Source organism: Flavobacterium sp. MFBS3-15, from assembly GCF_026107645.2.
Classification (GTDB): Bacteria; Bacteroidota; Bacteroidia; order Flavobacteriales; family Flavobacteriaceae; genus Flavobacterium.
The window spans coordinates 57,177-75,100 of the sequence record NZ_JAPCHV010000011.1 but is presented as its reverse complement, the minus strand read 5'-3'; the positions used below and the strand labels follow the sequence as shown (position 1 = coordinate 75,100).

The 17,924-nt window shown below is 43.9% G+C and carries 16 protein-coding genes; 13 read left to right on the top strand and 3 right to left on the bottom strand.

Translation table 11 applies throughout. The features are described 5' to 3' along the window. Positions 1 to 164: 164 nt before the first annotated feature. The 12 genes from OGH69_RS11150 to OGH69_RS11095 all read left to right on the top strand — a co-directional run bounded on the left by OGH69_RS11150 (position 165) and on the right by OGH69_RS11095 (position 11,772). Entirely contained in the window at positions 165 to 923 is a 759-nt protein-coding gene (locus tag OGH69_RS11150) for a hypothetical protein (RefSeq protein WP_265174549.1), read from the top strand. 95 nt (positions 924 to 1,018) lie between these two features. Continuing rightward, complete coding sequence (locus OGH69_RS11145; protein ID WP_265174548.1) at positions 1,019 to 1,750, top strand: hypothetical protein; 732 nt, start codon at positions 1,019 to 1,021, stop codon at positions 1,748 to 1,750. A gap of 3 nt (positions 1,751 to 1,753) precedes the next feature. After that, positions 1,754 to 2,710: a GSCFA domain-containing protein gene (locus OGH69_RS11140; protein ID WP_265174547.1), complete on the top strand. Its 957-nt coding sequence runs from the start codon at positions 1,754 to 1,756 to the stop codon at positions 2,708 to 2,710. Between the two features lie 77 nt (positions 2,711 to 2,787). Beyond that, positions 2,788 to 3,768: a hypothetical protein gene (locus OGH69_RS11135; RefSeq protein ID WP_265174546.1), complete on the top strand. Its 981-nt coding sequence runs from the start codon at positions 2,788 to 2,790 to the stop codon at positions 3,766 to 3,768. 96 nt (positions 3,769 to 3,864) lie between these two features. Further along, on the top strand, positions 3,865 to 4,383 hold the full coding sequence (locus OGH69_RS11130; protein ID WP_265174545.1) for a DUF6252 domain-containing protein: 519 nt from the start codon (positions 3,865 to 3,867) through the stop codon (positions 4,381 to 4,383). An 86-nt stretch (positions 4,384 to 4,469) separates the two neighbouring features. Continuing rightward, positions 4,470 to 4,745 carry a hypothetical protein gene (locus tag OGH69_RS11125; RefSeq protein ID WP_265174544.1) on the top strand — a complete coding sequence of 92 codons (276 nt, stop codon included), beginning with the start codon at positions 4,470 to 4,472 and terminating at the stop codon, positions 4,743 to 4,745. Positions 4,746 to 4,793: 48 nt separating this feature from the next. Then, positions 4,794 to 6,734 carry a tetratricopeptide repeat-containing sensor histidine kinase gene (locus tag OGH69_RS11120; protein WP_265174543.1) on the top strand — a complete coding sequence of 647 codons (1,941 nt, stop codon included), beginning with the start codon at positions 4,794 to 4,796 and terminating at the stop codon, positions 6,732 to 6,734. Between the two features lie 11 nt (positions 6,735 to 6,745). Beyond that, entirely contained in the window at positions 6,746 to 7,393 is a 648-nt protein-coding gene (locus tag OGH69_RS11115) for a response regulator (protein WP_265174542.1), read from the top strand. A 156-nt stretch (positions 7,394 to 7,549) separates the two neighbouring features. Continuing rightward, positions 7,550 to 8,047 (top strand): DUF6252 domain-containing protein, encoded by a 498-nt coding sequence (locus OGH69_RS11110; protein ID WP_265174541.1) that lies wholly within the window; start codon positions 7,550 to 7,552, stop codon positions 8,045 to 8,047. 109 nt (positions 8,048 to 8,156) lie between these two features. Then, the gene (locus OGH69_RS11105; RefSeq protein WP_265174540.1) at positions 8,157 to 10,241 is read left to right on the top strand and encodes a tetratricopeptide repeat-containing sensor histidine kinase; all 2,085 of its coding nucleotides are present in this window, start codon (positions 8,157 to 8,159) and stop codon (positions 10,239 to 10,241) included. A 61-nt stretch (positions 10,242 to 10,302) separates the two neighbouring features. Next, the gene (locus OGH69_RS11100; protein WP_265174539.1) at positions 10,303 to 10,959 is read left to right on the top strand and encodes a response regulator; all 657 of its coding nucleotides are present in this window, start codon (positions 10,303 to 10,305) and stop codon (positions 10,957 to 10,959) included. A 198-nt stretch (positions 10,960 to 11,157) separates the two neighbouring features. Beyond that, complete coding sequence (locus OGH69_RS11095; protein WP_265174538.1) at positions 11,158 to 11,772, top strand: DUF4230 domain-containing protein; 615 nt, start codon at positions 11,158 to 11,160, stop codon at positions 11,770 to 11,772. A 116-nt stretch (positions 11,773 to 11,888) separates the two neighbouring features. On the opposite strand, the gene OGH69_RS11090 is transcribed toward OGH69_RS11095, so the two are convergent. After that, positions 11,889 to 13,649, bottom strand: coding sequence for an aromatic amino acid hydroxylase (locus OGH69_RS11090; protein ID WP_265174537.1), 1,761 nt, complete (start codon positions 13,647 to 13,649; stop codon positions 11,889 to 11,891). Positions 13,650 to 13,987: 338 nt separating this feature from the next. On the opposite strand from OGH69_RS11090, the gene OGH69_RS11085 reads away from it, so the two are divergent. Then, positions 13,988 to 15,112, top strand: a complete 1,125-nt coding sequence (locus tag OGH69_RS11085; RefSeq protein WP_265174536.1) for a DUF4932 domain-containing protein — start codon at positions 13,988 to 13,990, stop codon at positions 15,110 to 15,112. A gap of 74 nt (positions 15,113 to 15,186) precedes the next feature. Here OGH69_RS11085 and OGH69_RS11080 read toward each other — a convergent pair whose 3' ends face one another. Together OGH69_RS11080 and OGH69_RS11075 are read right to left on the bottom strand one after the other, a co-directional pair. After that, a complete protein-coding gene (locus OGH69_RS11080) occupies positions 15,187 to 17,283 on the bottom strand; it encodes a T9SS type A sorting domain-containing protein (RefSeq protein ID WP_265174535.1) in 2,097 nt (698 codons plus the stop codon). 91 nt (positions 17,284 to 17,374) lie between these two features. Continuing rightward, positions 17,375 to 17,923, bottom strand: a complete 549-nt coding sequence (locus OGH69_RS11075; RefSeq protein ID WP_265174534.1) for a DUF4136 domain-containing protein — start codon at positions 17,921 to 17,923, stop codon at positions 17,375 to 17,377. Position 17,924: the final 1 nt, after the last annotated feature.

The following is a 17,924-nucleotide window of genomic DNA, read 5'->3' as shown; positions in this document are numbered from 1 at the left end:
GCGGCTTTGCGACTTTGCGTGAAAATAATTTCTACAGTAGCAGATGAAACCCTGATTAAAAATGGGATTACGAGAGTTGCAAATAACTTATAATGTGTTTTACATCTAGAATAAATTACTTTTTCCTGCGTTTTTCATAATATTGCAACACTTATAACCAACCAATGAAAAAAATAATTGCGGCAGCCGCTGCTGCCCTGTTCCTTTTTACTTCCTGTTCTGAAGTGGTCTCTTCAGACGATACCAATGTAAAAGAGGTACTCCTTAAGAAAAAGATCGAGCAATCTGAGGACGGTATCCTATTCACCACCCTATATGAATATGAGGGTGCCAAAATAGCATCGATATTGCGAAGCGATGGGCAAAGGATGGAATTTACCTATACCGGCGAACAGATTACCACAGTGGAATATTTTGAGAACAGCGGTCAGGCACAAACTACCGAATTTACATACGATACTGAGGGAAGGATAATCGAAATGCTCGAATATGGCATTGAAAACGTACCCGGCGAGGAAGGCGAAGATCCTACACCAGTGCCATGGGCCGACAGGACAACCTTTACTTTCAATGCAGACGGAACCGTTTCGCTTATAAAGTATAGCGGCGACCATGAATCGCAAACCGAAATTACTGAAGAAGGTACGCTTACCATTGCCAACGGGAACGTTACAGCCTATGCATCGGCTTCAGGAAACTCTTCCTATACTTTTGACGGTGCCAATAATGCCGAACTGAACATTACCGGCATTAGCCCGCTGAACATTGCGTGGGGGTATGGCGGCATTAACAATGTAACCGGTGCTACACACAGCAATGGGCCTTCTTATAGCGCAACGTTTACCTACAACAGCAAAGATTATCCTGTATCTGCTACCGAAGTTGAGGATGGGCAGACAACACAGATATGGTTCATGTATTAATACCCTACTTTACATATTTCAACAATTTTTAATCACTAACAAACCCAATTTACCAAATGAAAAAAATTTTTGCTGCGGCAGCTATTGCCCTGGTTATGATCACATCATGTTCTGATGACGATTCTTCTTCAAACAACAACAATAATTCCGACGCAGTATTGCTGAAGAAAATGGTTGAGACGTATGAGGATGGAACTAGCTTCACTACAACTTATACTTATGACGAGGACAAACTTGTGCGGAAAAATGAATCTGACGGTTATCGAACAGAATACTTTTATACTAACAATAAACTATCTGGGATAAAATCATATGATGATACTAATCACCTTACTGGTGAAGATGTTTTGACTTACGATAACAACGGCAGGCTTGCTACCCGTGTCGAATATTGGTATGCTTTGGAAGAAGGTGATGAAGAATGGGCTGAAAAATCTGTATTTACATACAATTCCAATGGCACAATATCGCGTACTATCTATATTGGCGACATGGATTCCCAAACAGAACTGTGGGAAGAAGGAACAATTACTATAGCTAATGGTAATATGACCAAGCTTGTTTCGGAAGGCGATACAGCCGTAAACACTTACGACTCGAAGAACAACCCAATGAAAAATACGTTTGCACAGGATATCTTTACACTCCTTGATGGAATATATGGCGGCAAAAACAACCTGCTCACTTACACACAGACTGGGGCTGATCCTGAAAGCATAACCAGAACTTACACTTATAATTCTGATGATTATCCAACAACTGCTGTGGAAACCAACCTTACAGATGGTTCGAATGATCAGACTAACATCCAATATTTCTACGAATAATCAATGCAATTCACAACCCAAATACCCGTCCAGAAAAGCAGTAATCCCATTGAGTACAACAGCAGGGTGGTGTCATTGGGTTCATGCTTTGCGGTAAACATAAGGCAAAAGCTGGACTATTTTAAGTTCAGGAACACGACCAACCCGTTTGGCATACTGTTTCACCCGCTTGCCCTCGAAAAATTCATCGCCTTCGCTGTAAACGGCAAAACGTTTACCGAAGGCGATATTTTTTTCCATAACGAGCGCTGGCACTGCTTCGATGCGCATTCCGACCTCAGCCATCCGGACAAGGATGTTTTACTGCAAAACCTCAACAGCGCTGCCGCCTTGGCAAATGCCGAAATAAAAGCCGCATCGCACCTTATCATTACGCTGGGCACGGCATGGGTATACCGCAGCAATGCAAGCGGGGAGCTTGTTGCCAACTGCCATAAAGTCCCGCAAAAAGAATTTACGAAAGAATTGCTTTCTGTAGATTCGATACGCCAAAGCCTGCAAAACATCATAACTTTGGTAAAGGATACCAATCCCGAAGCACACATCATCTTTACCATTTCACCCGTGCGCCACATTAAGGACGGCTTTGTGCAAAACCAGTGGAGCAAGGCCAACCTCATCACCGCCCTCCATCAAATACTGGCAACCGGCAACCAACAACCGGCAACTGGTTATTTCCCCTCTTACGAAATAATGATGGACGAGCTGCGCGACTACCGCTTTTATGCAGAGGACATGATTCACCCCAACCAGGTAGCAATCAACTACATTTGGGAGCGCTTTACCGACGCCTTCATGACCCACGAAGCCCTGGCCACCATGAAAATGGCCGACAGCATACAAAAAGGATTGCAGCACCGCTCTTTTAATCCCGAATCGCAGCAGCACAGGGATTTTTTATCAAACCTCAATGATAAAATAGCCGCCTTACAGCAACAGCATTCGCATATTCGGTTTTAAAATATACGTATAGTTTCGTATTGAATTGGTTTGAGCCACTTTACATCTTTGCGGTGTAAACTTCAAACCCGATTATTATGAAACTCACTAAAATTCTTCCTGTATTTTTCTGCATTGCAGCAGGCCTTATTTCCTCTTGCAGCAGCGACGATTCCTCCGATCCGGGTCCCGGGCCGGATGAACCCGGCGAACTTGTGCTCGTAGCCATCGATACCGCCAAGGTGATATCCATGGGCGAAAACGGCAATAACCCTACTATCGTCCTCAACCGCCTGCAAAACTCCAGCAGCTACTTCACCGGACTAGCTATCAGCCCGGAGGGCGACAAGATTGCGTATGGCGACTATCAAACGCTGTCGTTCTCTCCGGATGCTGTGCGCACCCGCCAAATTCGCATCGCAGGAATTGACGGAACCGGTGATAATGCGGTATATAGTGCAGACGACACGAGTGTATCTTTCGGCGCGATAAGATACCTCAGTGGTAATAAGATATTTTTTGTTGAAGAAACCTTCTGGCCTGATGCTACCAGAAAATTACAAATTGTAAATACGGACGGGAGCGGGCTGCAAATCCTGCCCGGACAATATGATGCCGCAGACATTACAGATGACCTGGGCTACTTGCTGCTAAATCCTGTCACTGCTGCTAATGGCCCACGCGTTCAAATAATAAACCGCACAGGCGACAATGGCGCGGGAAGCCTTTACCATAACGAAATGTTTGAAGGAATTGGAGAATATGCCGTTGGCCATGGTGTATTTACTACCGATGGCAAGCTTGCAATCATACCATACGCAGACGGCAATGAGATCAGGCTACGCATAATAAACATGGATTCGAAGACTTCATCGGACATGACTATCGTAAGCGGTCTTACCGGAGGGTGGCTATCATACCGCGTTGCAATGGCTTCAGACTCGAACAGGGGCGTACTGACCGTTACAGGAGAAGGATATGCCAAATCAAAATCGTACGTTTTTAACCTTACCGAAACTACCATTGCAGCACCATTTGAAAACAATGACGAAAACGTGCTTGACGTATACGTACATTAAAATTTAAAATATACGCAACTCTTCGTATTGAACTGCATACCCCAATTATAAACCTTTGTCAAATAAAAATCACATAATCATTTATCTTTTAAAACTATGAAAACAATCTACAAAACAGTAATGGCAATGATTGCAGCAACAACCCTACTAACTTCCTGCAGCGACGACAGTGACGGGAACACGGGCGGAAATACACCGAGCGGAACCTATATCAGTGCAAAAGTAGGCGGGTCGACTTTTGAAACTTTGTCACAGCAGGGCTTCAATGCAGCATCTGCAACAAAGCAGGTTATTGGCGATGACACTTTTATAACAATAACCGCTACAAGCGGCAACACCAACACCATGGTAATTACACTTATGGGTATTACCGCTACGGGGACCTATGATGTAGGGCCTGCTTCCGGAAATGCAGTTGCATTTTTTGATACGGCTACGGAGACAGCATTTGCAAGCAGTGCAGATTGTGCCGGGGCAGAGGGCGAACTGAAAGTAACCCATTACAGCGCTGAAAAGATCGAAGGAACATTCACTTTTACAGGTAAAAGTGATGATGACTGCTCACAAAGCAAAACTGTGACCCAGGGAAAATTCAGGGGCATTTATGCCAACTAAAAGATCATAGTAATTTTTCTAATTTGTGTTGGTTGCTTACGAAATACGGCTACGGCCGTATTTCTTTTACTTTAAATTACAAGAACATGGTATTCCTCATAATCCTCAACATTGCACTGTTCATACTTATAGCAGCAATTATTATCAGGGCGCGAAAATCGATAGCAGAGCATCATAAAAACATGGAGCTGCTTCACGGCATGATACAGGACGTAATAGCCATCAATAAATCGCAGGCTGAGCAAGCCGGTCTTTCCGAAGAACTTGAGATAAAGATGAAGCGTGTTAAAACCAGGCTTTTAACGGACATTGAAGAACTGATGCGCGAATTCCTCGACCTTACAGCTGAAAAAAAAATCTGAATATAATGATTATTCATTTATTAACTATATTTATTAAAATTTTGGATCATGGTAAAAAAAATACTCTGCCTGCTCTTTTTTATCGCGGCCATTGACTGCAATGCCCAAAATCCAAAAAAAATAATAGATACGCTCAAGGCTGAGCTATCCCGCCCAATCACCCCCGAAAGGAAAGCAGCAGTGTACAGCGACCTCACATGGTATTATGCAAATGTCTCCATTGATTCGGCACTTGCTTACGGCAAAAAGGCCTTGGCGCTTGCCAAAGTGCAAAACAATGAAAAGCTTATTGCACAGGTACACAGCGACCTGGGAGCTGTTTACCTGAACAAAGGCAATATTGATGATTCGTACGAAAATTACCTCGCCTGCCTCAAAATACGGAAGAAATTGAAGGACGCATCGGGCGTAGCCGGAACAATGAGCAATTTGGGCGTGATTTACGAACGCATAGGCCAACGCGATAGCGCTATGGCGAATTATACCCATGCACTGGATTATTTTGAATCTGTAAAGGATCATAAGAAAACGGACATGCTGAAGAACAATATAGGGTTGCTATATGAAAAAATGGGCAACTATCCCCAGGCAGAAAAGCTTTATAAAGAAGTAGCTGCCTACCGAAGGGCTTCAGGCCAAAAAGTACCGCTGGCCATGGTGCTGAACAATTTAGGCAATGTCAAAAAAACGCAGGGTAAGCTGGCGGAAGCCGAGCCTTACTACCGTGATGCGCTGGAAATATCCCTTAAGCAGAATGACCCTACGCTGGTCTCTTCAACATACCTGAATCTTGGCTTTTTATACAATGCCATGGACAAGCCAAAAGAGGCCATACCGATGTTTGAAAAAAGTCTCGAAATAGCTAACACCGTAAAATCCAATTATGACATTGCCAAGATAAATAATGGCCTGGGGATAGCCTATAAAAAGCTAAATGATGACGAAAAGGCAAAATCTTATTACCTGAAAGCTTTGGGTGAAATGAAAAAAATGGACCGCCGGGAAACCGAGAGGCTCCATCTGGACCTTATACCCATATACAGTTCGCTGGGCATGCAGGACAGTGCCGACTACCATTTGCAAAAATATAAGGCAGCCATGGGGGTAAAGGTCGAAGACCGTGTACTGGGCGAGGCTATGGAACTCGAAAAAAAATACCAAACCGAAAAGAAAGAAAAGGAACTCCTGCTTAAAGAGGCTGAAGCACGCCGGCGTAATGCACTGATTGCTATACTTTCCATAGTAGTAGTATTCTCACTCGTTGTAACCTACCTTATCTACAGGCAGCAAAAACTGAAAAACAAGCAGCTGCAACAGGAATTTACACTCAAGGAAGCACTCAAGGAAATAGAAACGCAAAACCGCCTGCAACGCCAAAGGCTTGAAATCTCTAAAGACCTGCACGACAATATAGGATCGCAGCTTACGTTCATTATTTCATCCGTAGACAATATTAACGAAGCATACCACATTGAGAATCCTGCCATTGCTAACAGGCTCAACACTATTTCATCCTTTACGCGCGATACCATTTTGGAACTGCGTGATACGATATGGGCCATGAACAGTAAGGACATATCGTTTGAGCAGCTTGGGGCGCGGATATTCAATTTTATAGACAAGGCGCGGCAGGCAAAAGAGGATGTGGCATTTACCTTTACGGTTGATGAAAACCTGGAGCAGGCCAGCCTTTCGTCACTGGAAGGAATGAACATTTACCGTACCATACAGGAAGCCGTGAACAATGCCATAAAACATTCCGCTGCATCTTCGGTAGATATTACTATTACTTATGAAAATGACGCTATCAGGATAAGCATCCGGGACAACGGAAAAGGATTTGCCAAGAATGAAGCAAGCCCCGGCAATGGCCTGCTGAATATGGAAAAACGCATAGGTGACATTGGCGGAAGATTTGAGTTGGCCACTGCTAATGGCGAAGGAACAACCGTATCAGCAATCCTGCCCAACAAAAAAGAAAACACCTAACACTACAGCCAATGATACGAATAGCCATTGCCGAAGACAATACTTTCCTGCAAAAGGCCATTATCGAAAAGATATCCTTTTATGAGGACCTGGCCTGCCGTTTTACAGCACTCAACGGAAAAGAACTGTTGGAAAAGCTGGAAGCCAACCCTAACATCGACCTTATCATCATGGACATAGAGATGCCAAAGATGAATGGTATTGAGGCAACTTTTGCAGTAAAGTCAAGATACCCGCATATTAAGATCATCATGCTGACTATCTTTGATAATGATGAACGTATCTTCGACTCCATAAAAGCGGGTGCCGATGGCTATTTGCTGAAAGAGGTAAAATCGGGAGAGCTGCATAAGGGTATCCTCGAAACCATGGAAGGAGGCGCTGCAATGACCCCTTCGATTGCACTGAAAACCCTAAAGCTGCTGCGCAATCCTATTGAAAACCGTAATCCGGCACCTGCCAACGACGTTTGTCTTACATCTCGAGAAACCGAAGTATTGGAACAATTGAGCAAAGGATTGAATTATAACCAGATTGCGACTAATTTATTTATCTCAACAGGTACCGTCCGCAAGCACATTGAGAACATTTATTCGAAATTGCAGGTACACAACAAGATGGAGGCTGTAGAAAAGGCGAGGCATAATAATATCATTTAGGTCGCAAGTCCGAATTCGGAAGTTATCATTTGTTACTTTGAAGCTTTTTGGAATTTGAGATTTGCATTTTGGAATTTAAAAATAAGCCATTTGCCTTATTGATTGCCTTAGTAGTAAATCAGAATTTTGGTTAACTAATTTAAACTTCTGATTACTATGAAAACAATTACTAAAATTCAGTTTGTATTGTTCATGGGGCTTACGCTATCGTTAACTTCCTGCAGTGATGACGACAGTTCCGGAGGAGGTACTCCGTCAGGCGAGTATGTTAAAGCAAAAGTAGACGGCCAGAACTTCAGGTCCAGCACATCGTTTGACGCTACGGCTGCATCCCACCCGAATGCATCTACCCTTATGGTGCAGGGCAGCGACAACAATGGCAAAGTGATCCAGCTGATGATCATGAACTTTAACGGCGAGGGCACTTACAACGTGACCGATATGACCAATGGCTTTGCTCAGTATGGAATGGCCACAACACAAACCTTTTACTCGTCTGCGGCGGGCGGAGGCGCTATGGGTGAAGTTGAAATTACCCTTGTGGATGATGAAAAGGTAGAAGGCACCTTCCATTTTGACGGCAGGCGTGTACAGGAAGGCAGCACCGAAATGGTTGAGGTTACCGATGGTTCGTTCAGGGCCAACTTCCAATAATATTGACGACAGGTATTTTTTTAGTTGCGCCCCGCACGGTTCCGGAATGTGATAGTTCCGGAATGGCGGGGCAATAACTATTTTAGTATCTTTATGCAAACCGCTGCACATGCACAAAATATACTGCATAATACTGGTCTCCATCATTTTCTTCGCGGGGCAAAATACCCATGCACAGGACCGCCGCACCGATTCTATAAAAGCGGTAAACGAATATGTCATTGCCCGCGACAATACCTACAGCAACCCTTCCCTCGGCAAAACACACGCGCAGGAAAGCGTTCGCCTGGCAAAACTGGCGAAATGCCCGCAGGTGGAGGCTACGGCATCGAACATTCTCGGGCTTTGCCACCGCAACCTGGGCGAGTACAAGCCTGCCATAAACGCGTTTACCAATGCCTCTAACATTTACTGTAAAAGAAAAGACCGCACGGGCTACGGGCAGACCGAGAACAACATTGCCATAACCTGGTTTTACCTCGGCGATGTGGAGAAAGCCCACGGTATGTTGCTGGAGGTGATAAAGGAGGCCGAGGAACACAAACTATTCTCGGTGCTTGCCAACGCCTACCAGAACATGGGCCTGATAAACGACTCTCAAAAACGCTATATGGATGCGCTGGAAAACTTCAGGCTGGCTGAAAAGTACCACGGCCTCTCGGGAAATCCGCGCGGCGAATCGGGTGCGCTCATGAACCAAGGCGCCATTTACTCCAAGCACCTGCAGGACTTTGACAAGGCCATTGCCATATACAACAAAGTTATCCCAATAAAGGAACAGGTACGCGACGACAAGGGAGTGGGTATTGCCTACAATAACCTCTCTGAAATTTACTTCAAAGAGGGCAATTACAAATTGGCTATAGAAACTGTGACCAAAGCCATTGCCATACGGCAAAAGGTGAACGACCAACTGGGATTGATATTGAGCAACGGTATATTGGCAAAGATTTACCTGGCACAGGAAAAGTATGCCGATGCCGAAAAGCACGCCACTATAGCCACCGAAATCGCACACAGGATAGGAGCCAAAAAAGAACTGGCCGATCACCTCATGCTACTGGCAACAGTGCAGGAAGCCAGTAACAATATTCCGGGAGCATACAGCAATTTTGTAAAGTCGACCAATATGCGCGACACCCTGCTGAACCGGGAGAACTTTGCCCGCATGGCCGAACTTGAGGCAAGGTACCAAAATGAAAAAAAAGAAAAGCTGATAGCTGAAAACAATATAAAGCTGTTACTGGCCGAAACTGAAATGCAGGAGAATGAAAAGCTAATTGCCCAAAAGAAAGCGGAACTGGCTGATGCTAAAGCCAAAACCGGACAGAGAGAAAAACAACTGGCCGAAGACCGCCTGAAACTCCTGAAAACCGAAGCCGAATCCGGGCGAAGGGGTAAGCTCATTGCTGAAAACCAGATAAAGATGGACCGGCAGCACCTGACGATCCTTGGGATTACAGCACTGGCCATCATTGTTACGCTTACCGTTTTCATTTTCTACAGCAGGCAAAAACTCAAGAACATGCGACTTGAGAAAGAAGCCGAACTGAAAGAAGCGCTACGGCTCATTGAAACACAGAACCAGTTGCAGCAGCAGCGGCTGGAAATATCACGCGACCTTCACGACAACATCGGCTCTCAACTTACCTTCATCATATCGTCGCTCGACAACCTGAAGTATGGTTTCGAGATACCCACCGGGTTGCAGGGGCGGCTTTCGGGAATACACACCTTTACCAAAGATACCATTACCGAACTGCGCGACACCATTTGGGCAATGAACAAGGACGAGATTTCGCTGCTGGACCTGCGTACACGCATCAGCAACTTCATCGAAAAAGCCAAAACAGCATCCAAAGGCATACAGTTTGACTTCACTACCGACAGCAGCATTGCCGACAGCACGTCCTTTTCGTCGCTTAAAGGCATCAACCTGTACCGCGTGATCCAGGAGGGCATCAACAACGCACTGAAGCACTCTGACGCCACGATGATCAATGTGGACATTTCGAAATCGCAAAGCGGCTATACCATCTGCATAAAAGACAACGGCAATGGTTTTGACGCTAATAACATCAACCCCGGCAACGGGCTGGCGAACATCAAAAAGCGTGTAGTCGAAATTGGCGGCGAACTGGCCATGGTCACTGCACCGGATGATGGGACAGAGATTATCATACACGTGAAATAAGGCAACTGGCGTATGTGATTTATCCTGCCGATGCGCTACATTTACCTTTCATAAAATGCCCATGGAACAAAAAATACGCATCGCGATCGCGGACGACAACACCTTCCTGCTGCGTTCGGTGGCGGAGAAGCTGTCTTTTTTTGCCAATGCCGATGTGCGTTTCCATGCCCTGAATGGCGAGGAATTGCTGAAGAAACTCGGCGACAGCCATAAGATAGACGTAGTGCTGATGGATATTGAGATGCCTGTTCTTAATGGCATTGAGGCCACTACCCAGCTCAAGCAGCGATATCCCCAGATAAAAGTGATTATGCTTACGGTTTTTGACAACGACGAGAACATCTTTAAATCGATAAAGGCCGGTGCGGATGGCTATTTGCTCAAAGATGTTGAGGCGCGCGACCTGTACGACGGTATTGTTGATACGCTGAAGGGCGGCGCTGCGATGAACCCTTCCATTGCCATGAAAACACTGAAGCTGCTGCGTAACCCCTTCGACATGGAGAACATTGGGGAAATGGATGACGTAAAGCTCAGCCAGCGTGAAATAGATGTCCTGGAGCAATTGAGCAAGGGACTCAGCTATACCATCATTGCCGACAACCTGTTCCTCTCCCCCAGCACGGTACGCAAGCATATTGAGAACATTTACAAGAAACTGCAGGTACACTCTAAGATTGAGGCCGTACAAAAAGCGAAGAGCAATAACCTGATTTGATTGCCACATACTCATTAGGGCAGTCATTGCGAGAAACGAAGCGATCTTTACAGATCACACCCTAAAAAGGAAAGATTGCCGCGCTCCAATCCTCCGCTCGCAATGACAGCCCGGTAAGAAATGATTCTCAATTTCCCGTTAATTATAACTCCTATAACATTCCTGCCTTATAATTCTTACTAACTTTAAAACAAAAAGATGGTAAAAAAGGCATTGCTGGGCATCATTGCAGTCGGGGTCATTATACTGCTGTTCAAATATTGCGGGTTTAAGGATGACAACGGCACGACCATAATCGAAGAAAGCGCCCTGATACAGGAGCAGATACGCAATGTGGGCAAGCTGGTAGTGACCGAAGGGCATTTCAGTGAGGTGATCACCTACAAAAACACCAAGAAAGGTTTTTTAAATATTTTTGATGCCGAGAAGAAAGCCATCGTAATTGTGAATGCGGAGGTAACTGTGGGCTATGACCTGAGCCAGATAAAATACGACATTGATGAGACTAATAAAACCATCACCATACTCAATATACCTAAAGAAGAAATTAAGATAAATCCGGACTTGAAGTACTATGACATCGAGCAGAATGGCTTCAACGAGTTTGGAGGGGAAGATTACAACAAGATCAATAAACAGGTAAGAGAAAGCCTTGCCAAAAAGATTGAAAAATCATCACTGAAGAGCAACGCCCAAAACCGCCTGATTAGTGAATTGGGCAAGATACTTATATTGACCAATACCATGGGCTGGACGCTTAAATATAATGGCCAGCAGGTGGATAACCAACGATTGAATGATGGGATTTTTTAAGTTTGTTTCATTGCCGGGAGGAACGACGAAGAAATCTTCCCTCCGGTTGTACTCAGACAAGGAAAGATTGCCGCGCTCCGTAAGCTACGCTCGCATTGATACGAACGCAGGGAAAACTAAACCGCTTTTTCTTTTTCAAATATGAGGTCGAGGCCGCCATCAATAAGATGGGCGACTTCGGGGCGTTTCTTTTTAACTTCATCGAGGTGCGCCATCACTTCCGGGAGCAGGCCTTCGGCATCGTCAGCGTTGAGCAGCTCGGCGATCTCTACAGACAGCAGCCAGTCGTTCGGGTGTCTTTCCTTCACTTTAGCGAAAGTATCTGCAATGTTGAGCGTTTGCTCATTGCCTTCCCTGATACTGCGGATATTTTGGTATAAGCCTTCCAGCTCTTCGCGTTCCGGTGATTTTTTAGCCTTGATAGTTTTGCTCGACGGCACGTGTGTTACCAGGTCAAAGCTGTTTACATCAGCAGGGCCTGAATAGGCCGAAACTACTTTTTTGCCAACTGCCATGTCATAAATGCCCCACTCCGGCTGGAACAGCACGGTATCGCCGTGGGTCACGGTACAATCTTTGAAACTGATGATGATGATCTTGCCCTGGATGTTTCGCGTGCCGGTAATGATTTCTCCACTCACTTGTATGTCGCCTTCAAATTCAAGGGTTACGCGGAGTCCTTCGTAAATATCGTATGCTTTCAGGTCGCGCGGGCTCATATCCTCAATAGCGAGGTTGATGCCTACCAGTTTGCCTATCGGGCTTCCAAACCCTTCGGAATGGTAATCTACGCCATGCCCTACCAATTCTTTCTCACGGTAGGAAAGAGCCGTTTTGCCGGTCGTTTGTATATAAACGGGCTTGCCGTCATTTTCTATTACATTGGTAAATATACCTGAAACCTGTATGCCCGTGCTCAGTTCTATTGTACCGAGCGCTTTCGATTTGATAAGCTTCTGCACTCCCGAAAGTCCCCCGGTGCGCAATGCCATTTTGTTGGCGAACTCCTCGAGCACCTGGCTCAGGAAGGCAAAATCGGGCGTAACAAAAAGCTGCGGCTGCGGCTTGGTAATGTCGAAGCCCTGGTAGGCAGCTTCAATATCGTACGGCAGTTTTGTTACATTATCAGTCATGCACCACGCGCTTTCTCCAATGGAGGAAAGCAATCCGGCGCCGTATATTTTAGGCTCTTCAACTGTGCCAATGAGACCGTACTCTACCGTCCACCAGTGCAGGTTGCGGATGAGTGCCATTTCGGATGGTTCTACCACCTGGTTCTGAAGTTCGTCAACACGTTTTTCAATCGCATCGATCTCTTCCTGCGGTGTGCCCTCGGCTTCTTTTAGTATGGAAAGCAGGCGTATCGCCTCGTAAATTTCATAATCGTGCGACGATGAGATGGCTTTACAGCCAATTTCGCCAAAACGCCTTAAATACTCGGCATATTCAGGGTTCGCAATTATTGGTGCATGCCCTGCACCCTCGTGGATGATGTCCGGTGCGGGTGTATATTCTATGTGTTCCAGCTGGCGTATGTCCGATGCGATAACCAGTACGTTGTATGCCTGGAATTCCATGAACGCGTTGGGCGGAATGAACCCGTCTACAGCCACGGCAGCCCAGCCTATCTCCTTCAATATCCTGTTCATGCCGTACATGCTCGGGATGTTGTCAATTTCAATGCCCGTCTTCTTCAATCCGTCAAGGTAAGAGCTGTGCGCAACCCTGCTGAGGTAATCTACATTCTTACGCATAACATAGCGCCACACTGCCTGGTTGATGGGGGTGTAATCGCTGTAATCCTGCGGTTTTATAAATTGCCTCAAATGATTGGGAAGCCTGTCGATTAAGGGATTGCTCTCAATGGGTGCACTCATAGTTTCTTCATTAGTAACTTCGTAAAATTACGAAATTCTCATTTAATATCAATAAAACGTAAAGTTTATATTTAAATTTCGTTCATTCGAAACTGTCGGTTAAAAAATAATCAACATGAAAAAGCCGTGGTTTTCACCACGGCTACAGAACAGAAACAAAGTAATAATTGAAATAACAGTAATAAACAGTATTTATAGAACTGAACTATTAACCTGTTTAGTATGCCGGTTGATAATTATTTTCATCCGACTTTTGTAATTTAGCCGCCAAACTTTTAAAGTAAGCCTAAATGCTGACTAATCTTAACTCAATAAAATAATACGGAATTAATTTCATCATGAAGAAAAAAACACTGTCAACCATATTAATTTTAGTTTCATTCTGTTCATTTGCACAGGAAAGAGTAACATTTTCGGAGAAATATAAAAAAGAGAACCTGGGGAAATATAAAATTGAAATCAACGAAGTTAAGGAATTGATTCAAATTATGCTTGCCATTACAAATTCAGGAAAAGAGAATGATGATATGGTGCAACAGGAAGGACAGTATTACCAGGATGTACTAAATCATTTTAAATCCTATGAAAATGAAAATATCATCAGGACGTTTGATTCGTTAATGGTTTCCTCTCCCTACAATTATATTTTTCTTACAGGGAATGCTATTTCTTACAATTTCAAAGGGAATAAGCTTGTAAAAAGTAAAGTCTTCATCTTTCCGGCTACCGCAGTGGCAAATATGAAAATCGACAAAAACCCCATTACTACCTATAAAGACGAAATAGAAAAATTTGCGAAAAAATCAAATTTCAGAAAATTCTATTCTGAGCACAAGGAGTATTATTCAGGCATTATCTCAGACTACGAAAAAAACGCTAACCTGGGAAGGCAGTGGAAATGGCTTGAAAATAATTTTGAAACAAAAAGAGACAGCTATATCATTCTATGCTCTCCCTTAATTAACGGATTGAACTATACGGGGCAATTTACCAATAATAATTTTTCATTAATTCACATGAATCTTCCACCTGTTGATTTTTACCCCAATCTTACCCCGAAGGAAAACGAATTATTGAATACAAGGGTAATGTTTACAGAAATTGACCATAATTATGTCGACACTCCGACAGAAGCAAATAAAGAAACTATCAATCAAATTTTTGCTGAACGAAAAATATGGGTAAATGAAGACGCAGAAGGAACTTTTGCCTATCCTAAACCTGTTAATGTATTTAATGAATATATGACTTATGGTGTATTCGTGCTTTATTGTAAAGATCATTATGACCAGGCTACATTGGATAAAGTAATTAAAGATATTACTGACCTAATGACTGAAAGGGGGTTTCCGAAAATGAAATTATTTATAGAGAACCTTTTAAAAATCCGCTCAAAATATCCCTATGAAAAAATTGATAAATGGTATCCGGAATTTTTAAAACAGTTTGAGGAAATAAAATAGATAACAAGATCTATTACACATAATCATGAAGCCGCAAAATGTTTTGCGGCTTCATGATTATATTTCAATAAAAATCATTTTTTGAAAACTTTCTCCACCTTCATTCCTTCTTCCGTAAACACCCTTACAAAATACATCCCGGCCGCCCGGCCTGAAGTGTCTAACGAAGCATTGGTGCCAGCCTGTAGCAGCCTGCCCTGTACATCATACAGTTCAAACGACTTTATTTCCGAAGCGGCTGAAATATTCACAATGCCATCAGAAGGGTTTGGATAAACCTTTATGGTATAATCCCTTTCAAATTCCCCACTGTTCAGCACCTCGAATACCGTTGTAGCATCATTAGTCTGTATTGGCCAGTTATAATCGAAATAGATATTGGCTTGCTGGGTAACGTCATCATTTGCCTGCAGTGTACTCAACGTTTTTATCCTGAACACCACATTACCCTTGCCCAGCGGCCCGAGATTGATATTATTAAAATAGAACTCCACTTTGTTTCCTGTGATGGTAGCATTGACAGGATGCGAAGCGCCCAGCATCCCGAACGAGGTTATATCGAACTGAGATGTGTCTATGACATTTTTTATAACAACGAAGGTGGCCGGAGCCGTACCGGTGTTCTCAAAATTGATGTTGTAGTGCAGGTACTCCCCTATCATGTCAGGACTTACGCTCCGGCCTTCAAGACATGTAATATCATTAGGATCGAAGGACCCAATCACCGTTTCCTTAATTCCAAAGACATTATCCAATGGCGTATCATCGCCTGTTACCGGATTTATGGTTGCTGTAAATTGCAGGTTATCATCAATGTTCACAGGAGGGGTCTCCATTGGCCCGTTAACGTTTAACGTTACAAAGATCTCGCGCTGCTGAAAGGGTGCCAGATCGTTATAATCCCAAGTTAGCGAACCTGAAGCTGAAGCATCCTGCAGAGGATTGGCCGATACAAAGTCCAGCTCATCCTCCTGGTAGGTAAACACGATATTGCCGGAAAGCGTCTGGTTACCCTTATTTCTGTAAATGATCTTATAATCGGCATCAAAGCCCGGACGTGCGCCGAAAGGCACAATTACGATATCGAGGTCGGGATGGTTGCCGTTTGGCATAAGGCAGAAGTTTTGCGTAGTGACAAGGCTGTCGACTTCTATAAAATTTATCTCGGCGAATGGCGGTGTAATGGTGAAGAGGTCGTTTTCAAAATCAGGGGTTACCGTAAATGTGCCTGTCTGGGTGTAGAAGCTGTAAAGGCCGGTACTGCTAATGGTTGAGCCGCTTTCCGTACCGTCATTGATGTTAAGTTTTATGTTGCTGATAACCGTGTCATTGGTATCGCAGCCATCGGCTTCATTGTCAAAAAGCAATGAGCCGGTGATGACATTGTAATTGCCACCGGGTGTGAAGGTGCAGTAATTAGTAATTATTGCATTAGCATCAATATACGCTATATTTTCCATTTCCCCTTCGTCTAAGCAGACGAAGAATTTATATTGGCCCTCACCTAAAGTATAATTATAAAGGGCCGAAGAGTTCGGTTCGTAATAAGAGTTACCATTTTTAAGATTTATAAAAACATGGTGATTTTCGGTATTTAAAGTAACACCTACCATAGTAATATTTGGGCAACTGCTTAAATCAAGCTCCTGTAGAGAATTGGAATGAATTTCAAAAGCGTAAAGATTGATATTATCACCTATGATTAAAGACGTTATCGAATCCAAGCTGAGGCTAATTTCTACGAGATTTGGCAAACCCGAAAAATCCAAAGAAGTAATTGGTGCATTATATATTGTTAAATGACCCAGATTTTGCAGGCCGGTCATGTCTAATTCTGAAAGATTGGAACAGTCGAGAAAAAGATTTACAAGTTGGGACATTCCACTTAAATTAATATTTGTAACCGAAGATGTTATACTTAGTGAGCTAAGGTTACTAAATGCTTCTATTCCCTCTAGAGAAGAAAAAAGGCCATCCTCATCATATATAGTAAGCTGTTGTACCGCTAATGCTTCAGAAACTTGTATTTCGCCATCATTATTAGTATTGATAGTTTGGCTGCCACTCAGATACAATAAATAGTCCTTAAAATCTTCATCCGGGATATTCACGATCTGTGCCTGCATTATTCCCGTAAACAGGAGCAATAACAATAGTAAAGTTTTTTTCATAGCATTTATTGGGGGATTAACAATTGGTTGCGCTAAATGTATGAAAAAAGCCCGTTAAAAAACGGACTTGAAAATAAAAATAAGAGTACGATTACTTTTTTTGTACGGGCGGGAACTGCGCAATGATTTCTTCTACAAACTCATTAATACGCTCCTGCTTTTTGTCGCGCTCAAAGGTCAGTACGCCTTTACCCACACCCTGCCAGATCAGTTCCTTTTTGGAAGCGTCAATAAGGTCAATGAAAAGCGTCCCTTCGGTAGAGGTGCTCACTGAGTTGTAGTTGCCGCCCCAGCCCCAGGGTCCGCCCCAGCCCCAGCCGGGACCCCAGCCCCAATAACCGCCACCCCATTGGTTCACGTTTACTTCCTTATTGGCTTTGGTAAAGATATTTACCAGCAATGCAGGCTTGTCGCTTTTGGTAAAGCCTTTTTCCTGCATTTCGGTCTCAATGGCACGCATGATCCGTTTCTTGTCGAGGTCGGATATTTCAGCCTTATCGATCCCGTCTTTCAAGAAGCCATAGGTTTTGTATTGATCGAAGTTTACGGCCTCGTCATAATCCGACGAAACCCGCACCGAGCTGCACGATACCGTCATCGCGGTAATAAATAGCAACGATAGGAATTTTACTGTTTTCATG